Source organism: Rheinheimera sp. B2H12, from assembly GCF_059620065.1.
On record NZ_CM184363.1, the window covers coordinates 4550075 to 4569255 of the forward strand.

Below are 19181 nucleotides of genomic sequence, written 5' to 3' on the forward strand. Positions count from 1 at the left end.
GTATTGCTCATAAAAACTCACTTTTAAATCTGTTGTGTTGCCGGATTGGCATCTGTTGCCGCAGCCTGGCCAGTTCTGCCAGGTCGACATCAGCATAAATAATGCCGGGGGCGGTGCCGGCATCGGCCAGCACTTGTCCCCAGGGATCAATAATTAAACTATGGCCGTAAGTCTGGCGGCCATTGGCATGGGTACCGGTTTGCGCCGGGGCCAGCAAATAACTCTGACATTCAATAGCTCTGGCTCTGAGCAGTGTATGCCAATGTGCAGCGCCCGTCACTGTGGTAAAAGCCGACGGCAGCGTCAGAAGCTGACAGCCGGCGGCGGCATAGCACTGAAACAAACCGGCAAAACGCACATCATAACAAATTGCCATCCCCAGTTTCAGGCCGGGTAACTCGATCACCACCGCCTTATCGCCCGCTTTGGTCTGGGCTGATTCGAGATAACGACCGGTGTTGTCTTGGATCGCAGCATCGAATAAATGGATCTTCTGATAAGACGTCAGTAATTGTCCTGTTGGCGCATACAATAGACTACTGGCGGCGAAACGCTTAGGATCAGCTGTCGCAGTCGGAAAAGTGCCACACAGCAGATAAATATGAAATTCTCTAGCCAGTGCTGCCAGTTGTTGCTGCCAGTCACCCACACCCAAGGGTTCCATCAACGCCAGATTGGCACCTTCAGGGCCGGCAAAACACAAAGCGCCTTCTGGTAACGCCACCAGTTGTGGTTGTTGGGTCGGCGGTAAGGTCGCGAGCAAAGCTCTGATTTGCGCCAGGTTTACAGCAGGATCAGCAGCAGCTGTCCACTGTAGCGCGACCAGACGCCAGGGCAAAGCGTGCTCAGTATTCAGTTCAGTTGGCATCAGTGCCTCGTTGCTGCGGTTCCACAGGTTTATCGACGGGTACCGGCTGCGCCGAAGGCTCTGACATCGGCTTGGCTTCCGGCATCGGCCGATCCGGTCGAAACGGCAGCACAGGCGTCAGCGGTTGTGTGGATGATTCTGTTGGCAATTGTGCAGGCAACACAGTTGGCGGTGCCGGTGTTTTCGCCCTTAATTCAGCTGGCAGCGGTACTTTTTTACTGTCACGTTTCACTTCAGTCACCAGCGGATTGGCCAAATCGCCGGTCACGGTAAAGTTAATTTTTGAAATCACTTCGGCCGACTGGAACACTTCATCCAGCGCCAATGCCGCTACACCTGATACCGGGTTCACCATCCAGGCCAGGATCACCGGAATGCTGGAGGTCACTTTGGGTGAAAAGCTCATCTGGTAATCCAGTTGCCGTGCAACTAAATCAGCATAACCTTGCATTTGAATATCGCCGGCCACGCCAATCACCTGGGTATCGGCGGTATGAGACACCCCTTGTTCTATCGTCATAGTGCCGGTCATTTTGCTGAAGAAAAAGCCTTTGGCAAAGACATCCCGAAAATCCAATCGCAGCTTGCGCACCAGCGAATCCAGACTCAACAATGAGAATATCCTGGCACCACCGTCACTGACCTCAGATAACGAACCTTCCCCCAGTTGCCATTGCACAGCACCATCCAGCGTGCGGCGATTAAACTGAAAAGGAGCGCCTTGCCAGCTTAATCCGGTGAAACTCACATCTGCCGGGCTGCCACTCAGACTGCTGCTGACCTCATAGTCATGCAACAACGAACCCAGCGCCGGACTGCGCAGTTCACCGTCAAAGCTGCTGCGACCTAAGTCAGTCTCAGTGTCACCCCGCTGATACTGACCACGGATCTGCCAACGATGGCGCTGATAGTCGGTATTGAGTTCAGTTAACTGCCACTGCTGACCATCACTTGCGCTTTTCAGACTGACCTGACCCAGCTGGAAGTTGCCGATGCGACAACGCTGACACTGCAGATCCAGCGGCGGTAAATCCACCAGCCAGGGCATAGGTTGCAAGGCAGCAAAAGCTTGTGCTTCCAGCGCCGCATAATCGGGTTTATCTGCGGCAGCAGGATCCAGCAGCAACTGCGCCTGCAACTCAGCTTCGGCTAAGTCTTTGGCGGCCTGATTGGCGAACATCAGTTCCAGATGCTCAATCTGGCCGCGGATGCCTTGTTGTGCTAATTGATAACCCAATTGCAGACTGGCTTTGGTTTCTGCAGCTGTCAGATCCAACTGCCAATGGTCTGCCGCTGGAGTTAATTTCAGCCGGGTCTGATGCAAAAACACATCATCAAATAAATGCAGTTCAGCAATCCGGCCATGCACCACTTGCAACGGCGGCATCAGCTTGGCCGACGCTGCGGTGTCCTCTGTGGTCACCACGTCAGCGGCATTGACATGTTGCCGGATCAACTGCAGCCAGGGTAAAAATTCGGCTTTGGGTAAATCCAGTTCAATCTGAAACCCCGGACTCAACTGTGCCGTAGCCTGGCCCAGACTCAGCAGCACCTGACTAAACTGCGCGCTGTCTTGCTGATAACGTGCCAGCAACCTTAATTGATCACCGTATTTGAGCTGTACATCAGCGCCCAGTTGATCGCCGTTCACTTCTGCCAACAAAGTGGCACCATCGGCCGCGGTTTTACCATAAGGGGCTGGCAGAGCCAGCTTGGCGGCGGCTAAATCGACCAGCAGTTTTGACTGATAGACAAAACCTTGCTCCGGCAGTTGCAACGCCAGTTGCCAGTCAAAACTGCTATTGCCCTCGCCATATTGAGCCCAGTCCGGTACCACCAGTGCCAGCAATTGATCGGCGCCGGCTTCGCCACTGGCACTGAGCTCTAACTGGTATGCCGTCTGTTGTTGCTGACCTGCTAACCTGGCTTGCAGCCACAGACCATGGCTTTGCAACCAGAGTTGCTGGCTGCTGATTTGATCATTGTGGAAACTGAGCCGACCTTGTAACTGCTCAGCCGTCAGCGCAGGTTGCCGCACTGCCAGCCTCGAACTATAAAAATCAACATCGCCGGTCGCCAGCACACCTGGCGTTTTTAGCCCGATCTGCAATTTCACCTGGGCTCCCACCAGGCCGGTGACGCCAAGATAATCAAGGGTTTCGCCGACTGAACCACTCAGCGGTGACGCCAACATCAGCGCCGTCACTTGCTCGGCTCTGGCCTGAGTTTGAATATCCACCCACAAATCATTGGCCTGGAATAAATCCGGGATACTGACTTTAACGCCTTCGCCAACTGGCACCTCAAACAATTGCCCTTGCCGGCTACTGATCAGCATACTGGCATTGTCGAATAACAGCTCGACACTGAGTTGTTGCAGCGCTGGCCAATGCAAATCAAAAGCAAATTCGGCCGCTTCCACCTGCGCCAGCGCCTGAAATTTACCTTGGCCAGCGGCATAAGGAAAATCAGCAAAATCGCCATGCCACAGCACCCTTGCGGTCGGTATCTCGCCACTGACCAGCGCTGGCACCAGATAATTAATCACGGAAGCAGGCATATGCCGCTGCGGGAAATAATGTTGCGCTTGTGCCACTTTGACACCGCGTAATTCAGCCAGCAAACTCATGCCGGGTTTATCCCCCAGCCAGAGTTGCATTTGGGCATCTAATTGCAGCTCTGGCTGGCGCAGACTGAACAAAGGCAGTTGCAGTTGCCATTGGCCTTGTTGCTCAACAGCTTCCAGCCGAAGTTGCAAACTTTGATAAGGGGTGTCACGGTTAAAAGCATCTGTCCAGCGCAGCAAACCATCCTGACCTTGCACATCCAGCCGGACATAATCGCGACTGGCACTGAAATGACCATAGAGCCCAGCTACACCAGGACTGTCGGCCACCGGTGCCGCCGTCAAATCAATAAAATCGCCGCTGACAAACCAGTCTTTGTCATCCAGTTGCAAAGCCAATTGGGTCAGACGACCGTCCAACTGATATTGCAGTAGTTGGGATAAACCAGCAACATCGGCCGAAAATAACTGCGCCAACGGCAATAACACCGCCAGTTGCAGTTGTTGTAGCGAACCCCGATAGCTGCCCTGGGTTCTGGCCAATTGCAGTTGAAAATCATGCCAGCTGTGCTGATTGCTGAGTATTTGTAACGCAGAGGAAGCCAGTTGCCAGCCGTCCGGCGTCGGCTGCCACAGCAGTTGACCATTGCCAATTTGCAGTTGCTGCGGTTTGCCATCATGCTGCCAGACCAGCCGGTTTTGGCCTGGTACCAGCTGTAACCGGGTTAACACCCCTTGCCGGATATCGCCCCAGGCCTGCACATTGATACTGGCGCTGGTCAACTTTTTGCTTTGCGGTAATAACTGTTCAAACCAGGGCAACACATCCAGTTCACTACTGGACAGATAGAGCTGACCATTACTGGCCGCCAGGGTATCGCCATGCAAATCCAGAATAAAACCACTGGTATTGCTGGTCACGCCGGCAATAGCAATTTCGCCAGAGCCCTGATGGCGACTGCCTTCATTGCGCCAGTGCAGTTGCTTGATAGCAATCACAATATCCGGCGTATATTGACTTTGCAGCGTCAACTCACTATCGACCAGAGTAAAGTTTTTTAGTTGTCGGAACAATAATTGCTCAACGGCACTGAATAAAGGTTCAGTGTCTGCAACTGGAGTGGCAGGATTGGGTTGTAATAACTGCTGACTATTAAGTTTAAATTGCAGGCCACTGAGTTCAAAATGTTCGGCGGTCAGGGTCAGACGGCGCAGACTGCCCCAAAAATCCAATCGCACCCGGGTTTCGTCAATCTGTAACACAGGTAGTTGCTGGCTGTCGGTCACCTGCACTTGCTGCAACAGTAACGCCGGCCCGCCACTTTGCCAGCCGGCACTAAGTTGACCTATCTGGACCTGGGCACCATAACGTTCTGCGATCCACAGCTCAATATCGGTTTTATAACCTTCGGCATAAGGCAGGCCAAATCTCAGCAGGGTCACTACTGTCGCAAGCAACACAATGGACAACGCCAGTAAAGTCCAGCCGTGCCGCAGGCAAGAAAAACAGAGCCGCTTCAGCTTCTGCACTACATCATCACCACATCAAATTGTTCCTGGGTATATTGGGGTTCAATCACCACACTGATTTGTTTGCCAATAAAGACTTCCAGCTCAGCCATGCTATGGTATTCGTCATTGATTAACGCATCCTTAACTGCGGCTGAGGCATACACGGCAAACTTATCGGCCGCATAAGCGCGGTTGACCCGGACTATTTCCCGCAGGATCTCAAAACAAACGGTTTCCACGGTTTTTAAGGTGCCGCGCCCGGCACAGACCGGGCATTCAGTGCACAGCACATGCTCCAGACTTTCGCGGGTGCGCTTGCGCGTCATCTCCACCAGACCCAGCGCGGAAAAACCATGAATATTGGTTTTGGTCTTATCGCGCGCCAAAGCCACATCCAGACTGTGCAACACCCGTTTCTGATGCTCTTCACTTTGCATATCAATAAAATCAATAATGATAATGCCGCCAAGATTACGCAGCCGCAACTGACGGGCAATCGCCTGGGTCGCTTCGATATTGGTGTTAAAGATGGTTTCTTCCAGATTGCGATGACCGACAAAAGCGCCGGTATTCACATCAATGGTGGTCATGGCTTCGGTTTGATCGATGATTAGATAGCCACCACTTTTTAACGGTACTTTGCGATCCAGCGCCCGCTGAATTTCATTTTCGACATCAAATAAATCAAATACTGGCCGCTCGCCCGGATAATATTCCAGCTTCGGCGTCATGGTTGGCACAAATTCTTCGGTAAACGCATGCAGTGCCTGATAGGTCAGTTTGGAATCAACCCGCACTCGCTCCAGGTCGCTGCCAACAAAATCGCGCAAAATCCGAAATGCCAGCGTCAGATCTTCATATAACATCGCTTCTTTACGGTGTTTTTGTTTGCGTTTCTGAATTTTCGCCCACAGTTTTTTTAAAAAGCGCGCATCCTGTTCCAGCTCAATTTCACAAGCGCCTTCGGCGGCAGTGCGGATAATAAAACCACCGTGATCATCATCCAGACAGCGACTGACAATGTCTTTCAGCCGTTGCCTTTCTTCTGCAGTTTCAATCCGTTGTGAGACACCAACATGAGGTGAACCTGGCATAAACACCAGATAACGCGATGGCAGGGTAATGTCCGTGGTTAGTCGCGCGCCTTTAGTGCCAAGCGGATCTTTCACCACCTGCACCAGCAAATACTGACCTTCATGCACCAGTAACCGGATATCCTTCACCGCGCTGACTTTCATTTCCGGATCCTGCACATCACGTTGCACAATATCAGAGGCATGTAAAAAAGCCGCTTTATCCAGACCTATGTCGACAAAAGCGGCTTGCATCCCCGGCAACACCCGGCTGATTTTGCCGATGTAGATATTGCCAACCAGCCCATGTTTGGCCTGGCGTTCGATATGCACTTCCTGTAGCACACCATTTTCAATCAGCGCGACCCTGGTTTCGCTTGGGGTGACGTTCAGTAATAATTCGGCACTCATAAAGCTCCCTGAGCTGCAATCAACTGCTGCAACAGCTGGTCGGTTTCATATAAAGGTAAACCCACCACTGCAAAATAACTGCCTGAAATTTTTGGAATATAACGACTGGCTAAGCCCTGGATGCCATAACCACCGGCTTTATCTGCCGGTTCACCACTCTGCCAGTAGGCCAGCATCTGCGCTTCGGTCAGCGGACTAAACCAGACGTCTGTTTTGATAGTATCACTGAGCAACAATGTCGGTGTCGCCAGCGCTATTGCAGTATAGACCTGATGCTGGCGGCCACTGAGCAACCGCATCATCCGCAGAAAATCTTGCTGATCCACAGGTTTGCCCAGCACCTGACCATCAACGACCACGATAGTATCAGCGCCAAGCACTGGCAGCTTTTGTGCTGTGGTCTGAGCGGCAACACCGGCCTGGGCTTTGGTTTTCGCCAGCCGTAGCACATAATCGGTCGCCAGCTCTTGTGGCCACTGGCTTTCGTCAACATCGACTTTCACCAGGTCAAAATTGATACCTAACTGAGCAAGCAGTTCACGGCGGCGGGGCGAGGCAGAGGCTAAGGCTATTTTGCACATATTCACTGAATTTTAAATTGGCGCCTGGTACGGCGCAAAAACCAAAAAATATAAGGCCAGACAATCATCCCAGTCAGCACTGGCCACAAATAAGCTGCCCGGAAATACACACCGGTCAGAAAATGGCTGCACCAAAAAAGCAGTAAGTGGTACAAGGCCAATAACAAACCTACCAGCAAACTCTGTTGTAGCACAGAAAAATTTCTGATTTTCAGATGGTTAGCTGCCACGATAAAGGCGATCAGCGCATAACCAAAGGCATTTACCCCGAGCACAGTGCCCACCATCACATCAATCAGAAAACCATACACAAAGGCGGTGCCGATACTGGTTCGATGTGGCAGCGCCAGCACCCAATAACACAGCACTAACAAAGGCCAATCCGGCCGGAACAATTTCACCATGGCCGGTAACGGCATCACTGTCAGTAATAACCCCAGCAACAGCGTCAGATGGATCAATAAAAAACGCCAGGAATGTTGCATTAATCTTTCCCTTGCTGCGGCAGTTGCTGGAATTCTTCGACAATTTTGGCATCGGCACTGCTGATACCCCGGTGTGGCCAGACAATCAGCGCATAACGAATGCGATCCAGTTTGGCAAAAGGCTCAGCACTGACCAATAAAAATGGCTGACTGGCATCGCGTTGCACCTTGGTCACCCTGGCTACCGGATAACCTTCCGGGAACACCCCGTCCAGACCTGAGGTCAGCAGGCGATCTCCGACTTCCACATCAGTGCTGTGCGGTAAATGAATGAGCCGTAACGAGTCCGACTGGCCTATCCCTTCAGCGACCACACTCTGACCGGTGCGTTCCACCCGGGCCGACAAGGCATGGGTATTGTCGGCAATCAACAGAGCCCGGCTGGAGGAAGGACCGACGCTGACCACTTGCCCCAGCACCCCTAAATCATCCAAAATCGGCTGTCCGGCAGTAACGCCATCATTGGAACCTTTATTCAGCACGATTTGATGGCTGAACGGATGGCTGTAAACCGCCAGCACTTCGGCAATCAGCCGCTTGCCTTCAGTGACAGAGCCGGCACCGAGCAAAGCACGTAACTTGTCGTTTTCCTGCTGAATAAACTGCAGCCGTTGTAACTGACCATTTTGTAATAGCAAAGTATCTTTTAACCGGCGGTTTTCTTCCAGCAGCTTTTGCTGCGACATAAATTGTTCAGAAGCGCCAAACACCATGTCTTGCGGTAAATTGGCCAGATAAAATAATGGACTGACCGTCGCTGTCAGATAAGAGCGCAACTGCACCGAACTGTCAGTGTAATGATCAAGAGTAATGAGCCCGCAACTGGCCAGCAAGGCGAAAAACAACCTCAGCGGCAAGGACGGGCCCCGATCGAAAAAAGGTTTCATCGGCGTGTACTGGGTTCAGTTAGTCGTAACTGAACACATCGCCGCCGTGCACGTCGATCATTTCCAGCGCTTTACCACCACCCCGGGCGACACAGGTCAGCGGATCTTCGGCCACCACCACCGGAATACCGGTTTCTTCCATCAGTAACCGATCCAGATCACGTAACAAGGCACCACCACCGGTCAGCACCATACCGCGTTCAGAGATATCCGATGCCAGCTCTGGTGGCGATTGCTCCAGGGCAACCATCACTGCAGAAACGATACCTGCCAGCGGTTCCTGTAATGCTTCCAGAATTTCGTTGCTGGTCATGGTAAAGCTGCGCGGCACGCCTTCGGCCAGATTACGGCCACGTACTTCAATTTCCAGAATTTCATCGCTTGGGTAAGCCGAACCAATTTCAGTTTTGATCCGCTCGGCCGTGGCTTCACCAATCAAAATGCCGTAGTTACGACGAATATAGTTGATGATGGCATCATCAAACTTATCCCCACCAATCCGTACTGACGAAGAATACACCACGCCATTTAACGAAATGATGGCGACTTCTGTAGTACCCCCACCGATATCCACCACCATTGAACCGGTCGCTTCTGACACCGGTAAACCGGCACCGATAGCAGCGGCCATAGGTTCATCAATCAGATAAACTTCACGGGCGCCGGCGCCCTGAGCAGATTCACGAATGGCGCGACGTTCTACCTGCGTTGAACCACAAGGTACACACACCAGCACGCGTGGGCTTGGCCGCAGGAAACTGTTGCTGTGCGCCTGTTTAATAAAGTGCTGCAGCATTTTTTCGGTGACGTAAAAGTCGGCGATCACGCCATCTTTCATCGGCCGGATGGCTTTGATATTGCCAGGTGTCCGACCCAGCATACGCTTGGCGGCATGGCCTACCGCAGCCACACTCTTAGGCCCGCCAGCACGTTCCTGCCGGATCGCAACCACAGAAGGCTCATTCAGCACTATGCCTTGATCTTTGACATAAATCAGGGTGTTGGCTGTGCCCAGGTCAATCGAGAGGTCGTTGGAGAATAAACCGCGTAATTTTTTTAACATGAAAAGAATTAATCCTACTTTATGGGGCGCCAACAATAGTCTGGTGTGCCGATGCCGGGTCGGCAGGCAAGTACACATCAGGACAAAAAAGTGCGCATATTTTAAGTAACAATGCGCGAAGAAAATAGCTTTATCTTACACTTTTACAAAATTAAACCAAGCAACAAATCTGCCAGCTCAAAAGCCTGCAACGGACATTTTCGCCAGCTTATTGTTCGCGCTGATAAATTAGTCGATCGTTCCCCCGATAACCACCAATCACCACACTGGCTTTGGCATCTATATCGTCCTCGCCATCGCGTTGTTTTAACCAGGCCGGCAAGGCATATTGCATAGTCCAGCGGCCGCTTTGCGCTTGTGGCAACAACCAAAGACTATGGGTCGCAGTACTGCCCTGCAACAATGATTGACTGTTGCCCGCCGCTTTCCAGTCTGGCATCGCCAGCACACTCAATGCAGCCGGGTCAATCTGACTACAGCTATCCGCAGCAAAGTTGCTGAACCTGCTGCCATCCCAGACTTGCGCCTGCAAACGCAACGGGATCTGCTGATTCTGCGGTCCTTGTGCCGGTTGTAATGCTAATCGGCCATGATAAAACGCCAGTGGCGTTCCCAGTGGCGCGGCATCACAAGCTGCAGTCGCACTACAATCAGCATTGTTGGCGGCATTCATCGTGAGTACAGTGCTGACCAGTTGGCGATTATCCTGCTCTGAGCCAATCCTTACCCCAGCTTGGACCGCCAGAAAAGGCCCATCCGGCATCGTATTGCGACTGAACACTAAACCACTGCGGCCATCAAAGCTCAGTTTGCCTTGTTGCCATTGCAGCGCCGGCTGGCTGACCAACCTGCTGCTCAGTTGCTGCCATTGCTGTGGCGTGACATTTTCCGCCACCAGCTCAGGCACCGCCAAGCCGGTATAACTGGTCGCGCCGCCAGCAAATTGATGATAATTCAGCAGTTGTCTGGCCGGAACCTGCAAACCAGGCTGGTTAATGGCCTGACTCATCGCGTACAAACTAAATTTGAGTGGCAGATTCGGCTGCTGCATATAACTAAATTGACCGTCGCTGCACAGCGGCGACGACTGCACTTCGTCCAGATGAAAAGCGGCCGGATAAAAACGGCCGACATTGCCGCTCGCAGGCGAAGCTGAGACATCACCAGCCGCCAGATAGTTCCCGTCGGCTAATTTTGCCTGTAACTTTATCGTGCCGGCCTCGCGAAAAGCGACCTGAGCGTTCACCACCCGACCGCCCTTGGCTGGCACCGCGACAAAATCGCCATTGACTAACAAGTGCTCAGCGTAATTGACATTAGGCTGGGCTGATGGGTACACCAAACCCGCAAAGGCTAGCTGCATTTTCTCTGGTTGGCTTTCCCGGCCAAAATTCGGTGTCGGTTGGTCCAGACTGTTGCGGGCTTCCAGTTCAACCTGAAACAAGCTGCCAGCGGCGGTAAAACCGGCACCGCTATGGGTTGTACCAGGATTAGCCTGGCCTGACAGGCTACTGACACTGGCCACCACCAGTCGATCCGGTTTGACCACAAGTGTCGCTGGGGTTGCAGTCAGGGTAATAGCGGGATCATTGCCAAGCGCCGATAATTGCAACTGGGCATACAAGGCAATCTGACCAACATCGCTGTAACGAAAGCGCAGTGGTGCCACACCGTTATTATCAAAGGTCAGATTGACATTGGTATAGGCTGGGCTATTACCACTGCCAGCAACTGCAACGCTATAGAAATTACCGCGCTCAGTGGCAATACAACTGCCGGGATTAAGGCAACGAAACGCCAGCCCGACTTCCCTGATCCCTTTCACTCTGGCCTGACAGGCGCCTGTTTCCGGGTTGGTCTGAATGGCTTTAACCCGTCCGGTGTAATCGGTCCCGGCCACTTGATGTGGCCAGGCGGAACTACCATCAGCGGCGGTAATTTTCAGCGCTGTGGCGGCAAAATCCAGGCTGCAATTGCTGACTTGACCGCCGTTTTTACACACCAGGGCTGAAGTAGCCGCCGGACTGGCAGCGGTGATACCAAGTACTGTGCTACCTGCACTGGTTTTACGCAGCGCATTACTGGCCTGACCATAACTGAAATACAAAGTGCCGCTTGCCCAACTGGCATTGTTGCTCGCACTCAGACTGACACTGGCCTCGCCCTGATACAGGCTGCTGCAAGCTTGATCGACACAGGCACGCAGACTGACAGTCTCAGCTTCACAGGTCAGCGCCGGGCTTTGAAAACTCAGTTCATAATGATGCACAGTCGGCGCTGGCGGCTGTGCCTGACAAGCTTCCGGCGGCACCGCCTGAAAATGGCAGCGGCCATAGACCTTACTGCCGGAGCTGATATTGACCTTACCCCAGGTTTGTCCTTCCACCGCAATCGCATCGCCATATAACACCGAGTTATTACTGAGCGAAATATCGCCACTTTCACTTTTCACTTCCACTTTATTGCTGGCATTGCCAAGCGTACTGCCAGATAAAGACACAGTACTGGCGCCTTTGATACTGCCACTACTCATGCTGACATTGCTCAAGCTGATTGGATTTTTAGCTTTTTGCAACAGATGGCCGGCCATGGTGCCACCGCTCAGGCTGATACCGGATTGCGCGGTCAGATCGCCGTTCAGTTGGCTATTGCTGCTGGTGATGGTGCCACTGTTACTGGTGATGGCACCACTGATGCTGGCATTGGTGATCGTCACTTTGGCATGAGCCCAAACCGTCCCCACCACTTCAGCGCCGTTGATGATAATTTCGTTATTATTGCTGGTGATATTGCCGACAGCGCGGCCACCAATCAGACTGATATCACCACCAGTGCTGATATTGCCAATCGAACGCAGCTGCGTCAGCGTCAGATGTGAGCTGCTTGCAACAATATTGCCATACAGCTCTGAGCTGGTGCCGCTAACCACAATGGCACCATAATCGGCCTGCAAATTCACCCGGATCGTCAGGCTGCCAACCAGATTATTTTGCAAACTAAAGCCATTGCTGGCCACCAGTGTCAAATTTTGCGCCGGCAGAAAACTGCTGTTGGCAACAAAAGAGATTTTACCATTGCCGCTACAAGTCCAGACCGAGGCGGTTTTACTCCAACTGGTATCACACAGCGGATCCACCGCCAGGCTGACAAAGCTTTGCAGCAAGCACCATAGCAGCAGCGGATGTATCACCTTCATAGACCAGCCTCCAGCGTGACAGTTCTGCTGCTGATCAACTCACCGCTGCCGCAAGTGGCAGTGCTGGTTAACCGAAAACTCTGGCTGCCATCGACACTGACTTGCTGACAACTCAGAGTGGTCGTACAGCCCTGCCAGTCATCCTGGCTCCAACTGCGGCTGGTGGTGACGACAGCACAACTTGCCGCAGTGCTACCAAGCGGAAATAACTGCACCAGCGCCAGTTCTAACTGACTTTTGGCCAGCGCATAACAGCGTTGGCCCTGCACCTGATACACCAGCGCGCTGCTGCTTTGCTGACGAAACTGTAATAACACCAACACCAGCAAAGCACCGATCACAATCAGCCAGAGCGCCATGGTTAAAGCGCTGCCTTGCTGGCGTTGTCTGGTGCCAAAGCCGCAAACGGCAACAAGAGGTTTAAGGCACATTATCCACCTGCACCAGATGATTAAAAATCAGCAGCGCATCGGGCTCATTTGGCGCATGCAACTGCAATAAAATCCGCACAAAACTGTTGCTGTGAAACCCAGCGCTGACTAAATTAAACACCGGCTCGGTTGGCAACGGATTGCGGATATCCGCCGCCAGCAACTGACTTTGCGCCAGGTTCAGGCCAGCGCCCGGCACCGGTTGCACTGCTTGTAAGCCATAGCCCTGATAACGGCGCAGTTGCTGATCTTCAATACAAAAGCTCACCACGTCTTGCAACAGATAAAAACGCCGCGCCACCGAAGCGCGGCCAAAACTATGCGTTTGCGCCAGCGCCACAGTAAAGGTTGCGGCCTGGTTATCACCATCGTCCAGCAGCGGCACCACCGCCAGCTGCACTTTCTGGCTGGATGGCTGATAAATATCGGCCGCCGACTCCGGCTGGACCAACAACCACTGACCGCCACTGAACTGCAACTGTGGATCCAGGGACAACAGCCGTAACTGACTGGCACTGTCCGGCGCCAGCGGTAATTCACGATAACGGCCGCTGCCCTGATAACGCACTAATTCCAGACACTCGTAATCATTGCCCAGCCGATGCCGCAGGCTATTGGGCACGGCGGCGCGGATCTCGCGGCTTAACCTTTCCAGCACAAAACGGCTTTGTCCCAATAATTGTTCACGACTGCTTTGTTCAACGTAGAGACTGGCCATATTACTGAGCAATTGGCTGGTACCAAGCCCGACGATGCCGAGTAACACCAGCACTAATACCAGCTCGAATAAGGTAAAGCCCTGACTGCGCATCACCAGTTGCCTTTTAAACTGCTAAACAGCAAGGCGGTGCCATCCGGCGCCGTCACCGTCAGACTGATTTTTTTTACCAGCCGGTTATTGGCAAAACCATAATCAGTACCGGCATAACTCAGCTCAACCGCCAACTGATAACCGCTGTAACTGTCGGCCATACTCTGGCCCAGCACATCGCTTAAACTGGCACCGCTGGCGCGAAAACAATGGTAGTCATCGACATCATCAAAATCGGCGCGGTCCGCTTCTTCAGTCAGAGCGGTTTGGCCTTCGGCCGGGCAAGCTGGAAAAGCCGCCACACAGGCACTGGCACCGGCTTCATCACAACGCAACAAACTGCCATCGGCAGGGGTGTTGTCATCAAAAGCCCGCCCCTGAATTTCACTTAACATGGCTTGGGCCAGTTCGGCGCTTCGCACCTGCTGCCAGATAGCGCCCGACTGAGTCTGCATCGGTAGCAGCACTGACACCAGCAACGTCAGACTGATCACCAGCACCAGCATGCCAACCACCAGTTCCAACAAAGTAAAACCTGACTGGGAATTCAACTGCGGACGCCCCCTTAGCATGGCTGCAAATACCCGCTGGCATGCAGGCAAATGGACGCCGTCAGACCCCCACCCGTTAAGGTGATTTGACATTGGCTGGCCTGACAAAAGGCAGTGGTTTCGCCCAGAGCATTAAAGCGGATCAGCTGCGGCAAGGCACCAAAGCTGGTGCTGATACTGGTAGTGCTGGCAAACAACAGCTGATTGGTATCATTGGCATCGGCAGCGATTTGGTAACTGGCAGCACAAGGGCCGGCGGGCGTCAGTGCCGCCTGGCTGGCGCTGAGCTGTAAAGTCGGACAACGACTGAGCAGGCCAGCGCTGTCCTGCATACTTTGAATTTGCACCCGGCGCAGCAGCGCCAGTAACTGATCACGCTCCTGCTGCACCTGCAGATCGGCGGTACCAGTCCAGCGGCTGCTGACAGTCACAGCCAGAATCGCCAGTAATAACAACACGGTCACCAGCTCCAGCAAGGTAAAGCCTGCGCTGGTGGGCTGGTGGGGTTTCATTAGCAGCCGTCATCAAGCACGGTATAAGTTGGTTTGGCACCCGCACTGGCGGCTTTACGGTACAGCAGCGCACAACCAGTGCCGTTGGCAGCGATAGCCGTTGAAGTGCTTGGCCGGATCAGCACGTCTGTTTCTGGCACTATGGTCACCCCATCGACCACGGCCGCAACGGCCGCATAAACGGTAAAATCGGGTGCATCCAGCAGTTTGTTAATTTCAGTGACTGTGGCATCAGCATAACCGTAGACAATATTCACCGCCGGGTTGCTTAAGGTCTCGGTAGCGCCTGTTTGTTTATTCTGCAAAATCGCTTTGCTATAAATTTCCGCATTGGCCGATTGTAGTGACGCCTTCACGGCATTTAAGGTACCGGCTTTGGCATCTCCGGCCAGATTTAAAAATTTCGGTGCCGCAGTGACGGCTAAAATGCCCAGGATCACAATCACAATCACCAGCTCAATCAGGGTAAAACCTTGTTGTTTTTTCATGACTACTTCTCTTACTTATTGCTATGACATAGCCGCCAATGGCGGCACTGTTGTACTTAAAAGGCAACATCAACTTTGTTGCTGACCAGGGCTCAGACTTTATTTAAAAACGACGTCACCTGACCATTGGCCGGATTATAACTAAAACCATTATTACCGCTGGTGCTAGTCGGCGCCGCCGCTAAGCCTTTGGTCTGATGATAAAAGCAAAGGTTGGTATCTACTCTGACATAAAACAAATTATTGGTGCTAAAGGTGGTTGCAGCGTTCACTGACCCCTGGAATAAATTCTGGATTAAAAACAGGCAATCGGTATCTAACACTTGAGTTGCCAGGGTGTTGTTGGCTGGATCGCCACTGGGGTAACCCAAAGTCCCATCCACCCCAATATTGACGTTATCATAAACCACTTGAGTTCGGGTGGCGGCCACATTCTCATTCGGCCGGCCCGATACTTCCCACTGCGCTCTGACTAAGCCGACCGCCGAAGCAAAACCACCGGCAGTTCCCTCGACTGAAGCATCTTCCGCCTGGGTAGTGACATTAATAAATCTTGGTAATGCCGTGGCGGCCAATAAGCCGAGAATAATCACCACAATCACCAGTTCAATCAGAGTAAAACCTTGTTGCCGCGCCGACATTGTTTGCATACTATTCTCCGCCAGAGATCGGGCTGAAGCAGACTTCGCCCATGGGTTTATTTCAATCGTTTTTAGCTGTGTTCACACTTGCGCTACGGCAGCATAATCACTTTATCTTGTTCATTAATGACAGTTTTTTGGGTCGCTGCCAAGTGTAGTTTTTAACCGCCGCCATTTTTATAAGCGCTGAGCATATCCCACATCGGGGTAAAGATGCCGAGTGCCAGCACCAACACCATCACCGCCACCACACTGATCAAAATAGGTTCGATTCTGGCGGTTAAACTTTTTAAATCAAAGGCAACTTCGCGTTCATAAAAAAGTGCTACTTCATATAACATATCATCAACCTGACCGGTTTCTTCCCCCACCGCCAGCATCTGCATCACCAGCGGGGTAAATAATTCACTTTGCGCCGACACCCGCACCAGACTTTCACCACGTTCAATATTACGCCGCATCTCGCGGATTTTTTCTGCCATAAAATCGTTATCCACCGCCTCTGCCACCAGGCTCAGTGCCGTGGTCATCGGTACACCGGCTTTAAGCATCAGAGCAAAACTACGGGCATAACGCCCAAGCGTGGCGCGGTTGATAATATCGCCCATCAGCGGTAACCGTAGTTTGAGTTTGCTCCAGCGGTAACTGCCAGTCGGGGTCTGTACATAACGATAGCTAACAATCACCAGACCGACCAATGCCAGCAGCAGGAAAAACCAATAGCGGGTAAAAAAGTTCGAGGTTGCCAGCAACACCTGGGTCGACCAGGGCAATTCGGCATTAAAACGGGCAAACATATCGGCAAACTGGGGGATCACCAGCAGATTCAGGATCACCATCGCGATGACGATGGCAATCAGCACAAAAGTCGGATAACGGGTGGCCTGCTTGATTTGTTTGCGGGTTTCCTGCTCCTGCTCAAAATAAGCAGACAGCTGGGCAAAGGCATCATCCAGCCGGCCGGTATTTTCACCGACATGGACAATACTGACCATCAGCCGGTTGAACACTTTCGGATGGCTGAGCATCGCCTGCGACAAGTTACGGCCTTTTTCCAGTTGATCGGCCAAATCAGACAACACCTTTTGCAACGATTTCGAAGCCGTGCTTTCGGCCAGGCCGCGAATAGCGCGAATAATCGGAATACCGGCTTTCATCAGCGCATACATCTGGCGGGCAAATACAATCAGTTCGGTCAGACCGACACCGGCTTGCCACAGCGGTTGTTGCCACCAGTTGGCACTTTTGGCCGGTAGCGGCTGTAGCTGTAAAATGATCAACGCGCGCCGGCTCAGCACCTCAGCGGCCGCCTGACTGCTGGCGGCTTCCACTTCACCGTTTTGCAAGCGTCCCTGGGCATCGCGGGCGCGATAACGAAAGTTAGCCATGCGGCAACTCTTCCAGATCAATGTATTCCGATACTTTAATCACTTCTTCTAAAGTGCTGATGCCCTGACAGGCATAATCCAGCGCCATATGACCTAAGGTACGGAAATTGCTGTCCTGATACACCAGCCGGGCAAATTCGTCGTTATCGTGGCGACGCAGCGCATCGGCCAGTGGTTTGTTGATCACCAGTAATTCAAACACACCGAGCCGGCCTTTGTAGCCAGTGTAATGGCAAGACTGACAACCGCGGCCATGCCAGAATTGCAGTTGCTCCGGTGCTTTGACATGCTTCAGCCAGGTTTGCTCCAGCTCATCCGGCTGATAAAGTTGTTTGCAATGCGGACAGATCCGCCGGATCAACCGCTGCGCCAGAATGGCCCTGAGTGCGCTGGCCACCAGATAAGGCGCCGCCCCCATATCAATCAGCCGCAAGGTGCTGGACACCGCATCATTGGTGTGTAAGGTCGACAATACCAGGTGGCCGGTTAAAGCGCCGCGCAGCCCCATCTCCGCCGTTTCCTGATCGCGCATTTCGCCGACCATCAGAATATCCGGATCCTGCCGTAAACTGGTGCGCAGTACACTGGCAAAGTCCAGCCCAATTTTATGGTTGATCTGCACCTGATTGACCCGCGCCAGCCGGTATTCGACCGGATCCTCCACCGTAATAATTTTTACCCCAGGCTGATTCAGCTCCGACAACACGCCATACAAAGTGGTGGTTTTGCCCGAGCCTGTTGGTCCTGTCACCAGCACCATGCCATGCGGGCTTTGCATCATCCGCCGCAGTTTCTGCAGCATGGCCGCTGGCATACCGGTCTCTTCCAGCGCCAGCAAACCGGCCGATTGATCCAGCAACCGCATCACCACAGATTCACCATGCTGCACCGGCATACTCGACATCCGCACGTCGATGCTATGGCCTTTGACTTTAATTTGAAAACGACCATCCTGTGGCAGCCGTTTTTCTGAAATATCCAGTCCGGCCATCAGCTTCAGCCGCAGCACCAAAGCCGCTGCAATACCGGTTTCCTGCAGGATGTTTTCCTGTAATACACCATCGACCCGCTGCCGGATGCGCAGCACATGTTCATCAGGTTCAATATGAATATCAGAAGCCCGCACCTGCACCGCATCTTCAAACAACGACTGCAATAACCGCACTATGGTATTGTCTTTATCGTTTTCTGCACTTAATGCCGTAAAATCAATTGCTTCAGTATCTTCGTATTCTTCCTGTAACTGATGGGCAATCGAGGCGATTTCTTTGGTGCGGCGGTACAGATTGTTAAAAGCCTCGATCAGCTGACTTTCCCGCACCACGGCGATCTCAATCAGCTTAGGTTCCAGCAGCGGCGCAATTTGATCCAGAATCGACAAATCGGCTGGATCACTCATGCCAAGTAACACCGATTCACCGCGGTCTTCCAGTACCAGCGCCCGCAACCGGCGGGCATGCACTTCCGGCAATAACTGGGCTGCCCTGGGATCAATCCGGCGCTGGGCTATATCCAGAAAAGACACATTGAGCTGTTGCGCCAGAAACTGCAGCAACTGATCTTCGGTTAAGAACTGCAATTCAATCAGGCTGGCGCCTAATTTACGGCCGGTTTTTTTCTGTTCCAGCAAAGCCCGGCTTAATTGCACTTCACTGATGATGCCTTCATGCACCAGTAAGTCACCCAACCGCATTTTTAATCTGGGTCTTTGCATAAG

General features: G+C 52.6%; 16 protein-coding genes. All 16 read right to left on the bottom strand.

Annotated features, from left to right (window positions below; all coding sequences use genetic code 11):
• Positions 1 to 7: 7 nt before the first annotated feature.
• On the bottom strand, positions 8 to 868 hold the full coding sequence (locus tag AC53GJ_RS19375) for a carbon-nitrogen hydrolase family protein (RefSeq protein WP_496730036.1): 861 nt from the start codon (positions 866 to 868) through the stop codon (positions 8 to 10).
• A complete protein-coding gene (locus AC53GJ_RS19380) occupies positions 858 to 4964 on the bottom strand; it encodes a YhdP family protein (protein ID WP_496730037.1) in 4107 nt (1368 codons plus the stop codon). The genes AC53GJ_RS19375 and AC53GJ_RS19380 overlap by 11 nt, the downstream gene beginning before the upstream one ends.
• Positions 4964 to 6430 carry a ribonuclease G gene (gene rng / locus AC53GJ_RS19385; RefSeq protein WP_496730038.1) on the bottom strand — a complete coding sequence of 489 codons (1467 nt, stop codon included), beginning with the start codon at positions 6428 to 6430 and terminating at the stop codon, positions 4964 to 4966. Before rng ends, AC53GJ_RS19380 begins: the two co-directional genes overlap by 1 nt.
• Positions 6427 to 7011, bottom strand: coding sequence for a Maf family protein (locus AC53GJ_RS19390; RefSeq protein WP_496730039.1), 585 nt, complete (start codon positions 7009 to 7011; stop codon positions 6427 to 6429). The genes rng and AC53GJ_RS19390 overlap by 4 nt, the downstream gene beginning before the upstream one ends.
• Positions 7012 to 7013: 2 nt before the next feature.
• Positions 7014 to 7496, bottom strand: coding sequence for a rod shape-determining protein MreD (gene mreD / locus AC53GJ_RS19395; protein ID WP_496730040.1), 483 nt, complete (start codon positions 7494 to 7496; stop codon positions 7014 to 7016).
• Entirely contained in the window at positions 7496 to 8383 is an 888-nt protein-coding gene (gene mreC / locus AC53GJ_RS19400) for a rod shape-determining protein MreC (RefSeq protein ID WP_496730041.1), read from the bottom strand. The genes mreD and mreC overlap by 1 nt, the downstream gene beginning before the upstream one ends.
• Before the next feature lie 19 nt (positions 8384 to 8402).
• The gene (locus AC53GJ_RS19405; protein WP_496730042.1) at positions 8403 to 9446 is read right to left on the bottom strand and encodes a rod shape-determining protein; all 1044 of its coding nucleotides are present in this window, start codon (positions 9444 to 9446) and stop codon (positions 8403 to 8405) included.
• Between the two features lie 208 nt (positions 9447 to 9654).
• Positions 9655 to 12642: a DUF6701 domain-containing protein gene (locus tag AC53GJ_RS19410; RefSeq protein ID WP_496730043.1), complete on the bottom strand. Its 2988-nt coding sequence runs from the start codon at positions 12640 to 12642 to the stop codon at positions 9655 to 9657.
• Positions 12639 to 13073: a hypothetical protein gene (locus tag AC53GJ_RS19415; RefSeq protein ID WP_496730044.1), complete on the bottom strand. Its 435-nt coding sequence runs from the start codon at positions 13071 to 13073 to the stop codon at positions 12639 to 12641. The genes AC53GJ_RS19410 and AC53GJ_RS19415 overlap by 4 nt, the downstream gene beginning before the upstream one ends.
• Positions 13063 to 13884: a prepilin-type N-terminal cleavage/methylation domain-containing protein gene (locus AC53GJ_RS19420; RefSeq protein ID WP_496730045.1), complete on the bottom strand. Its 822-nt coding sequence runs from the start codon at positions 13882 to 13884 to the stop codon at positions 13063 to 13065. The genes AC53GJ_RS19415 and AC53GJ_RS19420 overlap by 11 nt, the downstream gene beginning before the upstream one ends.
• Positions 13884 to 14435 (bottom strand): type IV pilus modification PilV family protein, encoded by a 552-nt coding sequence (locus tag AC53GJ_RS19425; protein WP_496730046.1) that lies wholly within the window; start codon positions 14433 to 14435, stop codon positions 13884 to 13886. Before AC53GJ_RS19425 ends, AC53GJ_RS19420 begins: the two co-directional genes overlap by 1 nt.
• 14 nt (positions 14436 to 14449) lie before the next feature.
• A complete protein-coding gene (locus tag AC53GJ_RS19430) occupies positions 14450 to 14947 on the bottom strand; it encodes a prepilin-type N-terminal cleavage/methylation domain-containing protein (RefSeq protein WP_496730047.1) in 498 nt (165 codons plus the stop codon).
• Positions 14947 to 15435 carry a type II secretion system protein gene (locus AC53GJ_RS19435; protein WP_496730048.1) on the bottom strand — a complete coding sequence of 163 codons (489 nt, stop codon included), beginning with the start codon at positions 15433 to 15435 and terminating at the stop codon, positions 14947 to 14949. Before AC53GJ_RS19435 ends, AC53GJ_RS19430 begins: the two co-directional genes overlap by 1 nt.
• A 92-nt stretch (positions 15436 to 15527) precedes the next feature.
• Positions 15528 to 16085 carry a type II secretion system protein gene (locus AC53GJ_RS19440; protein WP_496730049.1) on the bottom strand — a complete coding sequence of 186 codons (558 nt, stop codon included), beginning with the start codon at positions 16083 to 16085 and terminating at the stop codon, positions 15528 to 15530.
• Positions 16086 to 16237: 152 nt separating this feature from the next.
• Positions 16238 to 17464 (bottom strand): type II secretion system F family protein, encoded by a 1227-nt coding sequence (locus AC53GJ_RS19445; RefSeq protein WP_496730050.1) that lies wholly within the window; start codon positions 17462 to 17464, stop codon positions 16238 to 16240.
• On the bottom strand, positions 17457 to 19178 hold the full coding sequence (locus AC53GJ_RS19450; RefSeq protein ID WP_496730051.1) for a GspE/PulE family protein: 1722 nt from the start codon (positions 19176 to 19178) through the stop codon (positions 17457 to 17459). The genes AC53GJ_RS19445 and AC53GJ_RS19450 overlap by 8 nt, the downstream gene beginning before the upstream one ends.
• Positions 19179 to 19181 lie beyond the last annotated feature (3 nt).

Coding starts and splice junctions, on each gene's coding strand:
- rng (WP_496730038.1), bottom strand. CDS start 6,430: ATGAGTGCCGAATTATTACTGAACGTCACCCCAAGCGAAACCAGGGTC.
- AC53GJ_RS19405 (WP_496730042.1), bottom strand. CDS start 9,446: ATGTTAAAAAAATTACGCGGTTTATTCTCCAACGACCTCTCGATTGAC.
- AC53GJ_RS19410 (WP_496730043.1), bottom strand. CDS start 12,642: ATGAAGGTGATACATCCGCTGCTGCTATGGTGCTTGCTGCAAAGCTTT.
- AC53GJ_RS19430 (WP_496730047.1), bottom strand. CDS start 14,947: ATGAAACCCCACCAGCCCACCAGCGCAGGCTTTACCTTGCTGGAGCTG.
- AC53GJ_RS19420 (WP_496730045.1), bottom strand. CDS start 13,884: ATGCGCAGTCAGGGCTTTACCTTATTCGAGCTGGTATTAGTGCTGGTG.
- AC53GJ_RS19450 (WP_496730051.1), bottom strand. CDS start 19,178: ATGCAAAGACCCAGATTAAAAATGCGGTTGGGTGACTTACTGGTGCAT.
- AC53GJ_RS19445 (WP_496730050.1), bottom strand. CDS start 17,464: ATGGCTAACTTTCGTTATCGCGCCCGCGATGCCCAGGGACGCTTGCAA.
- AC53GJ_RS19435 (WP_496730048.1), bottom strand. CDS start 15,435: ATGAAAAAACAACAAGGTTTTACCCTGATTGAGCTGGTGATTGTGATT.
- AC53GJ_RS19440 (WP_496730049.1), bottom strand. CDS start 16,085: ATGCAAACAATGTCGGCGCGGCAACAAGGTTTTACTCTGATTGAACTG.
- AC53GJ_RS19390 (WP_496730039.1), bottom strand. CDS start 7,011: ATGTGCAAAATAGCCTTAGCCTCTGCCTCGCCCCGCCGCCGTGAACTG.
- mreD (WP_496730040.1), bottom strand. CDS start 7,496: ATGCAACATTCCTGGCGTTTTTTATTGATCCATCTGACGCTGTTGCTG.
- AC53GJ_RS19375 (WP_496730036.1), bottom strand. CDS start 868: ATGCCAACTGAACTGAATACTGAGCACGCTTTGCCCTGGCGTCTGGTC.
- mreC (WP_496730041.1), bottom strand. CDS start 8,383: ATGAAACCTTTTTTCGATCGGGGCCCGTCCTTGCCGCTGAGGTTGTTT.
- AC53GJ_RS19415 (WP_496730044.1), bottom strand. CDS start 13,073: ATGTGCCTTAAACCTCTTGTTGCCGTTTGCGGCTTTGGCACCAGACAA.